Here is an 11915-nt window from a genome sequence, read left to right as displayed (position 1 = left end):
CCAGGCGTGTCCTCCGCGCGAACTCCGATGCGCGTCCGTTTCGCGCCGTCGCCGACCGGCGAGCTGCACGTCGGCGGTGCGCGCACGGCACTCTACAACTGGCTCCTGGCGCGCGGTTCCGGGGGGTCGTTCGTGTTGCGCATCGAAGACACCGACCGCGAGCGCTCGACCGCCGAGAACCGCGACCGAATACTCGAGGCACTGCGGTGGCTCGAGCTCGATTGGGACGAAGGACCCTACTCGCAGGCCGAGCGAGCGCCGCGCCACCTGGAGGCGATCGAGCAGCTGCTCGCGTCAGGCCACGCCTACGAGGACGAGGGTGCCGTGCGCTTCCGGGTGCCCCCGGGGGAAACCGTCGTCCACGACCTAATACGCGGCGAGATCCGCTTTCCACACGAGGCGATCAAGGACTTCGTGATTCGCCGCTCCGACGGCAGCCCGCTATACAACCTCGCGGTCGCGGTCGACGATGTCGACATGCGCATCAGCCACGTCGTGCGGGGCGACGACCATCTCTCGAACACTCCACGCCAACTGATGATCATCCGCGCGCTCGGCCACGAGCCGCCCGCCTATGCGCACCTCCCGCTGCTGCTCGGTCCCGACGGCAAGAAGCTTTCGAAGCGCCACGGTGCGACGTCGGTCGAAGAGCTGAGAGCGCGGGGATACCTACCGGAGGCAGTTCGCAACTATCTGGCGCTGCTCGGCTGGGGGCTCGACGACCGCACGACGTTCATCTCCACCGAGCAACTGATCAAGCACTTCTCGCTGGAGCGCGTGTCGCGCTCACCGGCGGTCTTCGACGAGCAGAAGCTGCGATGGATGAACGGGCACTACTTGCGTGGCCTGGAGCTCGACGACCTGGTCGAGCGGCTCGCCGAATACCTTGACCGGCAAGGGATCGTCCCGCGCGACCGTCTCGATCGTGAGCGCCTGCGCGCGGCTGCCCGCGCCAGCCAGGAGAAACTGCAGACGTTGGCCGACTTCTGGCCTCTCGCGGGCTTCGTTTTGGAGCGTCGCGAGCCGTCCGAGGAGCTTCGCTCCTGGCTGCTCGAGACCGGTGGCGTGGAGCGCCTGCGCCTGGCTCGCGAGCGACTGGCGGCGCTCGAGCGCTTCGACCCTCCGACGATCGAGGAAGCTCTGCGATCGCTCGCCGAGGAGCTCGGCGTCAAGGGCGCTGCGATCTTCCAGCCAGTACGTGTGGCGATCGCCGGCAGCAAGGTCTCTCCCGGCATCTTCGAGTCGCTGGCTGCGCTCGGTCGTGAAGAGGCGCTCGCGCGGATCGACGCGACGCTCGCGCGCCTCGGCGGTAGCCCCGCGGCCGCGCGCTCAAGCGGTCCGCGTTAGTTGCCGATAGGTCCGGCGACGAGGCTCCGGCCCGCACCTACGGCGCCCGCCTGAAAGAGGCCGTCCCGAGTGTCTTCGCAAGTCGCAGTCAGACCCGCGAGCGGTGGCCCCCCGAGGGTCGACCCGGTCATTCGTGGTCACAACGAGGGTCACGGACGCCGACTGATCAAGGCCTTCGAGGCGCTCGAAAGCTTCCCCGCGTTGGCGGCCTCGCGCGACCGTGTGCTCGAGGTGGTGCGCGACGAGCGGGCCTCGATCGGCGAGATCATCCGGGCGATCGAATCGGACGTGGCGCTGGTGATCACCGTCCTGCGGATCGCTAACCGCCTCGCCGGCAACCGTCGCGGGCGCATCGCGAGCGTACCCGACGCGGTCGAGGTGCTCACCCGCGAGGGCATTGCCGCCCTGGCCTCGCGCACGCGGACGTTCGACTTTTTCGAACGCACGCCTGGCTGGGAAGCGGCTCCCGAGCGGTTCCGTCTGCACGCGATCGCTACGCAGGTGGCCGCCGATCGCTTGGCGCGCGAGCTCGAGTATCCGAACCGCGACGAGCTTCTGTGCACGGCGCTGCTCCACGACATCGGCAAGCTGGTGCTGATGCACGCCTATCCGGCCTATCCCGCGCAAATCCACCGCGGGGCGCGGACCCCGGAGGAGCGCGTGTACCGAGAGCGCCGCGAGCTGGGCGTCGATCACGGCGTGGTTGGTGGCGTGCTGGCGCGCCGCTGGGCGTTGCCGGGCCGCCTCGCATCGGCCATCGAACGCCACCATGCAGACGAGGCATCGGGAGAAGCCGCCCTCGTAAGACTTGCCGACATGCTCGCGCACTATGCGCACGGTCAGGCGATCAGCCCGGGCAAGCTGCTGGAGGTAGCGAAACGCTGCGGGCTCGCTACGCGTCAGCTGCGGTCGGTTCTCTACGAGCTTCCTCACGGCGGCGGGGGCGAACGGCGAGCAGTCGAGCCGTGTCCCCTTAGCAGCCGTGAACTCGAGGTTTTGCGGCGACTCGCGGAAGGCAAGGTTTACAAACAGATCGCCGCCGAGCTGGGTCTCTCCACCAGCACCGTGCGCACCCACCTGCACAACACCTACGCCAAGCTCGGCGCTGTCGACCGCGCGCAGGCAGTACTGATCGCGACCGAGCGCGGCTGGCTCTAGGCCGAACCGGGGAGTGCCCGCTCCTCCTCGCCGCGGTAGGCGTAAGCGGCCTCGCGAACCGCGTCGCTCGACTCGAGGCCGGCACCGAGTGCACCACCGAAGGTGGCCAACGAACTCAGCAGCCAGGCGAGCCGCACGTAGTCGGCGAAGGCCGCGGTGTTGCCGGTGCGTGCCTCGAGCAGCGAGGAGGGGAGCAGCAACAGAGCTCCGACCAGCGCGAGCCCGAACAGCGTCGCGTAGAGCACCGAGGTGCCGATCAGGACCGTCAGAGCGGTGGCTGCATTGAACAGTGCGACCTCGTCACGCGTGTGCTGGTTCGGCGCCCGTTCCCAAAGGCCGTGGGCGACGATCAGCGTCGTAGCGGTGGTTGCGATAGAGGCCAGCGACAGTGCCAGTAGTCGGCTCGTCGGCAGACGATCGGCGATCGCCCACACGTCGGGGGTGACGAGGCTGAAGGCGATCGCCGCGAGCGATGCCACGACCGCCTTGTACAGCCGCAGGGCGACTCGCCAAGGGCGGTTTGCGCGCACCATCCCGGCGAGCAGACGCAGGCGCCCCGGGGAAGCCAGCGACACCCAGCCGGTGTCGGGATGCGAGTCCTCGGTGTGCAGTTCGACGAGCTCGTCAAGCCATCGGCGCATGCGCCGAGCGCGTCGTGCGTCGCGCGCCCGCTCGCGCCGCTCGTCGCTCTCCTCGGTGACCCGCTCGCCAAGCAGCGCGTCGACCAGGGCGCTGATCGCGCGTTCCAAGCCCCGGCGCACACCGACCGGCCCGATCGCTGGTACCGAAACCACCGCGACGCCATGCGTGGGGCTAGCGTGCCAAACGACCGGCCGGCCACCGATGCGCAGCGGCAGGTCGGTCAGCACCACCGCGAGCTCCCAATCGCGGTCGAGCAACCGACGTCGCGCCTCCGCCACGACCTCGGTGGCCGATGCCGGCGGGGCGACCAAGGGATCGGGGAGGATTGGGACCTCCCAGTCGACGTACGGGTAGCGCTCGGCGAGCGTGGCTCGCAGCGGCTCGGCCAGCTCCAGGGCGAGCTGGTGCGGCAGTCCTGGGGCGGCGATCAGCGCGAGCTGCGCTCGGCGCTTGCTGTCGGTCAGCTGATCCGCGCCCTGGGTGGATTTACCGGCGGTTGCGTTCATCCCGATCGCCCGTTCCTGCTGCCCACCTCACGGAGCCGTAGATAGCTGGCCAGGAGTGCCCCCGCCGTGTCGATCGCCCAGTCGCGAACGGTGGCAGATCGCCCCGGCACGAAGCTCTGATGGAACTCATCGCTGGCGGCGTAGGCGCTCGAGACCAGAAGCGCGGCGAGCACCGCACTTCGGGTCCCCATGGTGAAGGTCCCGAGGAAGGCGCGCTGCAGCAACCAACAGAGCAGCGCGTACTCGCCGAAGTGAATCAGCTTGCGTCCGATCAGATCGACGATCCCGAGGTTGGTGTGCAGGTTGGGTTGGTCGGAGAGGAAGAAGATCACCGCCATCAACGCGAGCGGCGGGAGCCACAGCGTTAGGTAGCGGGTGTTGGTCGGAGGCCGTTCGTGCTGGCGGCGCGTGTTGCGTGCGGGAACTTCGGCCGAGGCTTGACCGACCCCGCCAGGCGATCCCGTAGAGTGAACAGCGGTGCTCGTCATCACGACCAAATCACCCTACGCGCTGAAAGCCCTCTGCGAACTCGCGCGCCGCGGTGACGAGGGTCCCGTGCCGATCGCCGAGATCGCGCGCGCCCGCGACATCCCCGTGCAGTTCTTGGAGGGGCTCTTCGCCACGCTCCGACGGGGCGGGATCCTCCAAAGTCAGCGAGGCGTCAAGGGCGGCTACCAGCTGGCGCGTCCGCCCGAGGAGATCAACTTGCTGGAGGTCGTCGAGCTGCTCGAGGGCGAGCTCGGGCAAGGCGCCTCCGAGCACGGGCCGATCTGGGAGGACGTGGTGCGGGCGGTGCGCGACGTGCTCGCCTCGCAAACCTTGCGCGACGCCGTCGAACGCGAGGCACACCAGGCGGGCGCCACCATGTACTGGATCTAAGAGCGGTGGCAACGGTGGGCACGCATGCTGCGTGATCTGGGAGTCGAGCGGGCCCGTCGAACGATCCCCGACAATCTCGCCGAGCTAATCGGCGGTACGCCGATGGTTCGCTTGCGTCGCATCGATCCCAACTGCGGCGCCGAAATCGTCGGCAAGCTCGAGGCCTACAACCCCGCCGGATCGGTCAAGGATCGGATCGGCTGGGCGATGATTGCTGCCGCCGAAGAGCAGGGGCGGATCGAGCCGGGCCGCACGACGATCGTCGAGCCGACGTCGGGCAACACCGGCATCGCTCTGGCCTTCGTGTGTGCGGCGCGTGGGTATCGGCTGATCCTGACGATGCCGCAGGGAATGAGCCGCGAACGGGAGCGCCTGTTGCGCCTCTACGGCGCCGAGGTCTTGGAGACCGAGTCGATGGGCGGAATGGACGAGGCGGTGGAGGCGGCGCGCAACCTCGCCGCCTCCGGCGACGAGTACTTCATGCCCGACCAGTTCTCGAACCCGGCGAACCCAGAGGCGCATCGACGCACCACTGCCGAGGAACTCTGGCGCGACCTCGACGGACGCATCGACGTGCTCGTCTGCGGGGTCGGAACCGGCGGCACGATCACCGGCTGCGGCGAGCGTCTCAAGGAGCGCAACCCGGCGCTGCATGTGGTGGCGGTGGAGCCGCGCAGCTCGGCGGTGTTGTCCGGTCGTCCCCCCGGACCGCACCGCATTCAGGGCATCGGCGCGGGCTTCGTGCCGCCGGTTTTGAACCGTGAAGTGATCGACGAGGTGATCGCCGTCGCCGACGACGACGCGATCGCCACGGCGCGGCTCTGCGCGCGCCGCGAAGGGGTCTCGATCGGCATCTCGGCGGGTGCGGCATTGTGGGCAGCGCTCCAAGTCGGGCGTCGTCCGGAGTGGCGCGACCGCCGCATCGTCGTCGTCCTGCCGGACTCCGGCGAGCGCTACGTGACGACCCCGTTTTTCATCGAGTGATGCGCCCGGGCCGCCGCCTCGTGCGCCTGTTCGCTACGGCTACCAAGGCCGTCGGCGAGGCGGTCACGGCCGCCCGCGAGCGCGATCCCGCGGCGCGCGAGCTCGGCACAGCCACGATTCTCCTTACCTACGGTGGCGTGCAAGCGGTGCTCGCCCACCGCGTCGCTCACCAACTGTGGCGACGCCGGGTGCCGCTGGTTCCGCACTTGATCATGCACCTCGTGCGCCTCACCACGGGCGTCGAAATTCACCCGGCCGCGACACTCGGCAGGCGCCTGTTCATCGATCACGGGGTCGGGGTGGTGATCGGCGAGACCGCGGAGGTCGGCGACGACGTGACGCTCTACCAGGGCGTGACGCTTGGCGGCACCGGTTTTGCCCGTGGCAAGCGCCACCCGACAGTGGGTGACCGGGTAGTGATCGGTTCGGGGGCGAAGGTCCTCGGTCCGGTGGCGATCGGTCGAGGTGCCAAGGTCGGGGCGAACAGCGTGGTGATTCACGATGTGCCGGCGAACGCCACGGTGGTCGGCAACCCTGGCCACCCGGTGCGCGTCGAAGGGCGGCGTCCCGAGGGTCCGGACGCCGACTGGGCGCACTTGCCAGATCCCGTGGCCGACGCGATCAAGCACCTAGCGGAGCGCATCGACCAGCTCGAGTGTCTCGTCGAGAGCCTGACGGGGCGCCGCCCGGTGGGCGAAGTCAAGCGCTTCGAGCGGCGACGCGGTCCCAGTTCGGCGGGGGGTTAGCGGCAGGTGGTGGCTCGGGCAGGCCGCCTCGGGGCGGCGCTCGCGGTCGTCTGCTGTTGGGCGGCGCTCACCAGCGCCGCGGCGCTGGCGCAGACGGAGACGGCGACGACCGTGTGGGCGGTCGGCGACGGCGCCGGGCCCGAGCCGGCGCGCTTCGACGTCGCCTCGCTAGTCGCCGGCGACCCGCCGGCGGCGTTTCTCTACCTCGGCGACGTCTACGAGCGGGGCACGGCCGACGAGTTCCGAGCCTGGTACGAAAACCCCTTCGGCCGTTTCCGGGACTTCACTTATCCGACACCCGGCAACCACGAGTGGGAGCAGCGAGCGGAGGGTTACGACGCCTACTGGGGCTCGCGGGTGCGCCAGGCCGACGGCGGCCACTGGTACTCGTTCGACCTCGGCGGCTGGCACCTGATCAGCCTCAGCAGCATGGAGCGTGGCGACCAAGGCTCCCCGCAGGAGGCGTGGCTACGCCAAGACCTCGCTCGCTACCCCGGTACCTGCACGATCGTGTTCACCCACTATCCGCGCTTCTCGGCCGGCCCGCAGTACAACACGCCACGCCTGGAACCGCTGTTCGCGGCGACTGCGGGGCGCGCGGTGGCGTGGCTCGCCGGGCACGCCCACAACTACCAGCGGCTCTTGCCGATCAGAGGGATCACGCAGTTCGTGGTGGGGACCGGGGGGCACGAGCCGAGTTCTCCGGATCTGCGTGACCCGCGAGTGGCCGCCGGTGCGGGCAACGTGATCGGAGCCCTGCGTCTGCGGTTGGCGGTGGGGGAGGCCAGTTACGAGTTCGTGCGCGCCGATGGGGAGGTGCTCGACAGTGGCGTACTCGAGTGTCGCACCCACCGGCCACTACGCGCCACCGCCGAGTTGCTGCGCCCACGCTACGGCGAGCGCTATGAGCGGCTGCGCGAGCTCGTCGGCGAGGCGCGCTTCGCGCGGCGAGTGTCGCTAACACTGGTGCGCCGGCTCGACGCGCGGCGTTGCGCGGTGTTGGTGGGCGGGGAGGGCGAGCCCATGCGTTTCCGCGCAGCGCCCTGCTCCACGCAGCGACATGTGTCGCCGGCGTACACGCGGGCGCCGCTCGCCGCGACCGGTTCGTTCAGGCTGCGCGTGCCGAGTGGCCTGCCGACCGGTGGTTACCGGCTGACGATCGCCTTGCGTTCCTTCGACGGGCGCCTGTACCGCCGCGTCGTGCGCTTTCGGGTCGGTCCTTAGCGGCTTTTCGGGTCGGTCCTTAGCGGCCTTGCGACCCGCGCGGTTGCACTCGCTCAGTAGAAGACGGTGCGCGTGCGGTGGCGCGGTACCGCCTTGTAGCGGGCCGCTTGGCCGCGGTTCCAGAGCCAGACGTCGATCGATCGCGGCGGCAGCCCGGTGAGTTCGGCAATGCGCTCGCAGGCGCAGACGGCGGCGGCGCGGATCTCAAGCTCCGCGCGACTGCCCGGTGGCAGCAGCACTCCCTGGTCGATCTTGTGTGCCAGCTGCGGGGCGTACTGCAGGACGCCGTCGACGCGCAAAACGTGGGGCACGAGGTTGTCGGCGAAGATCGTCAAGCGGTCGAGATCGTCGAACGCCGCGACCCCCGCCAGCGCGAGGTCGTTAGCGGTGATCTGGGCCCGCTTCCAGAAGCCGCGATCATCGAAGAAAGGCATCGCGCGCGCGAGCGTGCAGGCGAGGGCGACAGCCGAACGCCCGGCGTCCGCCAACACCTCCAACGGCGTGCGGTCGGCGAGGAACGCGCCGAGATCCCGGAGTGCCCGCGCGTAGAGCTCGATCAGTTGGTGGCCGGGCGGCTGGTCGAGCACGCGCGCCAGGGTGGCGGCGTCGAGCGTGCGCAGATCCTCGTTCGACCAGGGACCGTGCGTGCGGAAGTGGTCGGCCAGCGCCGAGGCGATCGTGCGGTAACCGGAGCGTCCCGGACGCTTGCGGATAGTGGGGAACCAGCCGGAACCGAAGTTGATGGCGTCGAGCGTCAGCAGGTAGGCGCAGACCTCAGCGCGCGAACCCTCGAGATAGTGGTCGCTCGGATCGAGCGCCGGCGCCTGCACGGTCAGCCCGTCCGACAGCCACTGCTCGACCGCGCGTTCCAGCTGCTGCCAGTCGATCCTCACGAGCTCTGCCCGCTCGACTATGCGGCGCGTCCAGGCCCGCACTCGCTCGGGCAGATCGAGCGCCGGTTGCGGGGCATCGGCTGGCGGAGGGAGCCCGGGTACGGTCATCCCGAGCGAGCGGTCAGCGACTGCGGTCATCCCGAGCGAGCGGTCAGCGACTGCTGTCCGCTGGTCGGCAGCCGCCGCGCGCGTGGCTCCCGTAGCGGCGCGACGAAGGCAACGGTGCTCAGCGCCAAGGCGCCCGCGGCGGCAAACGCTGTCGCGGCTCCGTGGTGGTAAAGCGACAGCCAGGTGAGCGGTGCGACTGCTTGGCCCGAGAACTTGAACGCCGAAACCAAGGACGTCGCGCCAGCGCGGTTGCTGGGCGCGGCCTCCACGACGAGCGTGTTGAGGGCCGCCCACATAACCGCCGAGAAGGTTCCCGCCAAGAACCACAGCACGGTCAGCCAGGCGACCGACCCCGCCAACCCCAGCGCCGCGACACAGGCGGCAGCGCCGGTCGCTCCAACCGTCGCCACCGGCACGCGCCCGAAGCGGTCGACGAGCATTCCCGCGGGGCGACCGGCAAAGACTCCGGCGGCACCGAAGACGGCCAGCAGCAAGCCGCGCTCGCTCGCCCCCAGCCCGAACGCGTCTTCGGCGTACAGAGCCACCAGGAACGCCAGCCCGGTGACGCCCATGTAGGCAGCGAAAGCACCCGCGGCGAGCAGCGCGACGCGCCGGTTGGCAAGCGCGCGCAGGCGAGCCGGCGCTTTGCCGGCCCGCTGCGCGGACGGCGCGGGCACGCTTGCGAGTACCAACCCGACGAGCGCCGGCGCTACGAAAGCCAGCCGCCAGTCGATCGCCGCAGCGAGTCCGCCGCAGATCGGCGAGAGGGTCACTGCGAGCGTTTGCGTGGCGCCGAAGGTGCCCATCGCGCGGCCGAGCCGGTCCGGCGGGGTTGCCTCAGCAAGCGACGCCACGAGCAGCGGGGTCAAGAAGGCGTTAGCCACCCCCTGTAGCGCTCGCGCGACGAGGAACGGAAGCAAACCCGGAGCGAACGCTGCGGCCAACGAGGCGGCCGCGTACGCGAGGTAACCCGCGCGTACCGCACGGCGCCGACCGAGCCGTTCACCGAGCGTGCCCGAGACCAGTTGCACGGCGGCGAACGGCACCAGGTAGGCGGGAATCGCGAGCGCTACCTGGGCGGTCGAGGCGTCGAACGCCGCGCGCAGCTCCGGCACCATGACCGCCACGATGGCGCCACCGAACGGCCCCAGAAAACCGCCGACGTAGAAGGCGAGGTTGCGCTGGCGCACGGTCCGCAACCGTACCGCGCGCCGCGCTCGCGCCCGCCGCTACTTCTATCCTCGCGGCGTGCCTACCGCCGTCGAAGAGTTATTGGAACAGCTCAATCCCGAGCAGCGTGAGGCGGTGGAGCACGGCGAGGGTCCGCTGCTCGTGTTGGCGGGAGCGGGCTCGGGGAAGACGCGGGTCCTCGTCCACCGCATCGCTCACCTGCTCGCTACCGGCCGCGCCCGGCCGCACGAGATACTCGCGATCACCTTCACCAACAAGGCCGCGGAGGAGCTGCGCGAGCGGGTCGCGGGACTGGTCGGCGAGGAGCGGACGCGGCCGATGTGGGTGATGACCTTCCACGCGGCCTGCGTGCGCATCCTTCGGGCGCACGCCGAGCGCTTGGGTTTGACGCGCAACTTCACGATCTACGACGAGCAGGACTCGCTGCGGCTGGTGCGCAGCTGCGCTGAGGAGGCGGGGCTCGATCCTCGCCGCCTGCCGCCGCGGGCTTTGCGTCGACGGATCTCGGATGCGAAGAGCAGACTGCTGCGACCGGCCGAGCTGCGCGCCGATCCTGGCGCCTTCGGCGACGAGCACGGTGTCGCCGCTTACGAGCTCTACGAGCGGCGGTTGCGAGCGGCGAACGCGCTCGACTTCGACGACCTCTTGGTTCGTTGCGTGGAACTGTTCGAGCGGCACCCCGAGGTCTTGGCGCGCTACCGCAAGCAGTTCCGCTGGGTACTGGTCGACGAGTACCAGGACACCAACCACGCCCAGTACCGCTGGCTGCGCTTACTGGTCGCTGAGCACCGCAACGTCTGTGTGGTCGGCGACGACGACCAGTCGATCTACCGCTTCCGCGGTGCCGACGTGCGCAACATCCTCGACTTCGAGCGCGACTTTCCCGATGCCAAGGTCGTCAAGCTGGAGCGCAACTATCGCTCGACGGAGACGATCCTCGAGGCCGCGAACGCGGTAATCGCCAACAACCCCGAGCGCAAGCCGAAACGTTTGCGCAGCGAGCTCGGCGGGGGCGACCCAGTGCGCGTCGTGGAGTGCGACGACGAGCAGGAGGAGGCGCGTTTCCTGGTAACCGAAGTGGAGCGCTTGCTCGACGAAGGCGAGTCGCTCGCGCAGATCGCCGTCTTCTACCGCACGCACGCGCATGCGCGCACGCTCGAGGACGTGCTCGTAAGGCGCGGCATCCGCTATCGCGTGCTTGGCGGCCCGCGCTTCTACGAGCGCGCCGAAGTGAAGGACGCGCTCGCCTATCTGAGCGCCGTGGTGAATCCCGCCGACGAGGTTTCCTTCCGCCGGATCGTCAACTCTCCGGCGCGCGGTGTGGGCGAACGCACGCAGGCGCGCGTACTGGCCCACGCGAACACGCTCGGTGTGCCGGTGTTCGAACTGCTGCGCGACCCGGCCGCGATCCCGGGCGTGAACGCACGCGCCCGGCGCGGACTTGAGCGTTGCGGCGAGCTGCTCGAAGAGTTGCGCGCACTCCGCGACGCTGGAGAGGGAGTCGGCGAGGTGCTACTAGCCGCGCTCGAGCGCTCCGGGTATCTCGAGGAACTCCGCAACGAGGGGACACCGGAAGCGGACGCGCGGCTCGAGAACTTGGAGGAGCTGGTCGCCTCGGCGCGCGAGTTCGAGCGCCGTGCCGAGGATCCATCGATTGAGCGCTTCCTGGAAGAGGTCGCACTGTTCTCCGAGCAGGACCGCTTGCTTGCGGGCGAGGGGGCGCTGACGCTGATGACTCTCCACAACGCCAAGGGGCTCGAGTTCGACGTCGTGTTCATTATCGGCTTGGAGGAGGGTGTATTCCCGCATCAGCGAGCCATCGATGCGGGAGAGGTCGACGAAGAACGACGGCTCTGTTACGTGGGAATCACCCGTGCGCGTCGGCGCCTATATCTCACCTACACGCGTAGTCGGGCCTTGTTCGGTGACCGTGAGTGGGCGCCGCCAAGCCGCTTTCTCGGTGAGTTGCCGAGCCACTGTTGCGAGTTCGTTGGAGCCACCGCGCCCGCTCGCTTGGCCGATCAGCCGCTGTTCGCGGCGGCGACCGCCCACAGCAGGGAGCGTGCTGCCAACGGCGCACCGCCGTTGGCGGTTGGCGACGACGTCGAGCACGCCCAGTTTGGACCCGGCGTAGTGCTGTCGGTCGAGCGCGACGGGACGATCCTGGTGCGCTTTGCCCGCGACCGCAGCGAACGCCGTTTGATGACGGAGTTCGCACCGCTGCGGCGGTTGTAGCC

At 69.5% G+C, this 11915-nt stretch carries 11 protein-coding genes; 7 read left to right on the top strand and 4 right to left on the bottom strand.

The genetic code is table 11. The features are described 5' to 3' along the window. Nucleotides 1-6: 6 nt before the first annotated feature. Together gltX and BLW41_RS08910 are read left to right on the top strand one after the other, a co-directional pair. Nucleotides 7-1347, top strand: coding sequence for a glutamate--tRNA ligase (gltX, locus tag BLW41_RS08915; RefSeq protein WP_218138357.1), 1341 nt, complete (start codon nucleotides 7-9; stop codon nucleotides 1345-1347). Nucleotides 1348-1416: 69 nt separating this feature from the next. Continuing rightward, nucleotides 1417-2505 (top strand): HDOD domain-containing protein, encoded by a 1089-nt coding sequence (locus BLW41_RS08910; RefSeq protein WP_093118298.1) that lies wholly within the window; start codon nucleotides 1417-1419, stop codon nucleotides 2503-2505. Here the strand turns inward: BLW41_RS08910 and BLW41_RS08905 are convergent. After that, a complete protein-coding gene (locus tag BLW41_RS08905) occupies nucleotides 2502-3653 on the bottom strand; it encodes a hypothetical protein (RefSeq protein ID WP_218138356.1) in 1152 nt (383 codons plus the stop codon). The genes BLW41_RS08910 and BLW41_RS08905 overlap by 4 nt on opposite strands. Beyond that, nucleotides 3650-4141, bottom strand: a complete 492-nt coding sequence (locus BLW41_RS08900; RefSeq protein WP_143038673.1) for a VanZ family protein — start codon at nucleotides 4139-4141, stop codon at nucleotides 3650-3652. The genes BLW41_RS08905 and BLW41_RS08900 overlap by 4 nt, the downstream gene beginning before the upstream one ends. Here BLW41_RS08900 and BLW41_RS08895 point away from each other — a divergent pair. From BLW41_RS08895 to BLW41_RS08880, 4 genes are read left to right on the top strand one after another with little or no spacing between them, the layout of a single operon-like run. Then, the gene (locus BLW41_RS08895) at nucleotides 4131-4532 is read left to right on the top strand and encodes an RrF2 family transcriptional regulator (protein ID WP_093118296.1); all 402 of its coding nucleotides are present in this window, start codon (nucleotides 4131-4133) and stop codon (nucleotides 4530-4532) included. The two genes, BLW41_RS08900 and BLW41_RS08895, sit on opposite strands and share 11 nt — an antisense overlap. A gap of 24 nt (nucleotides 4533-4556) precedes the next feature. Beyond that, nucleotides 4557-5516 (top strand): cysteine synthase A, encoded by a 960-nt coding sequence (cysK, locus tag BLW41_RS08890; protein WP_093118294.1) that lies wholly within the window; start codon nucleotides 4557-4559, stop codon nucleotides 5514-5516. Further along, a complete protein-coding gene (gene cysE, locus BLW41_RS08885; protein WP_093118292.1) occupies nucleotides 5516-6262 on the top strand; it encodes a serine O-acetyltransferase in 747 nt (248 codons plus the stop codon). The genes cysK and cysE overlap by 1 nt, the downstream gene beginning before the upstream one ends. A 9-nt stretch (nucleotides 6263-6271) precedes the next feature. After that, nucleotides 6272-7486 (top strand): metallophosphoesterase family protein, encoded by a 1215-nt coding sequence (locus BLW41_RS08880; protein ID WP_177169441.1) that lies wholly within the window; start codon nucleotides 6272-6274, stop codon nucleotides 7484-7486. 53 nt (nucleotides 7487-7539) lie between these two features. Here BLW41_RS08880 and BLW41_RS08875 read toward each other — a convergent pair whose 3' ends face one another. Both BLW41_RS08875 and BLW41_RS08870 read right to left on the bottom strand, forming a co-directional pair. Further along, a complete protein-coding gene (locus tag BLW41_RS08875) occupies nucleotides 7540-8517 on the bottom strand; it encodes a queuosine salvage family protein (RefSeq protein ID WP_093118288.1) in 978 nt (325 codons plus the stop codon). Beyond that, on the bottom strand, nucleotides 8514-9677 hold the full coding sequence (locus BLW41_RS08870; RefSeq protein WP_177169440.1) for an MFS transporter: 1164 nt from the start codon (nucleotides 9675-9677) through the stop codon (nucleotides 8514-8516). Before BLW41_RS08870 ends, BLW41_RS08875 begins: the two co-directional genes overlap by 4 nt. A gap of 58 nt (nucleotides 9678-9735) precedes the next feature. Between BLW41_RS08870 and BLW41_RS08865 the strand changes: the two genes are divergently transcribed. Then, nucleotides 9736-11913 (top strand): ATP-dependent helicase, encoded by a 2178-nt coding sequence (locus BLW41_RS08865; RefSeq protein WP_093118967.1) that lies wholly within the window; start codon nucleotides 9736-9738, stop codon nucleotides 11911-11913. Nucleotides 11914-11915 lie beyond the last annotated feature (2 nt).

Source organism: Thermoleophilum album, assembly GCF_900108055.1.
Classification (GTDB): Bacteria; Actinomycetota; Thermoleophilia; order Solirubrobacterales; family Thermoleophilaceae; genus Thermoleophilum; species Thermoleophilum album.
The sequence above is the reverse complement of the archived record's forward strand: the minus strand, read 5'-3'. Positions and strand labels throughout refer to the sequence as shown.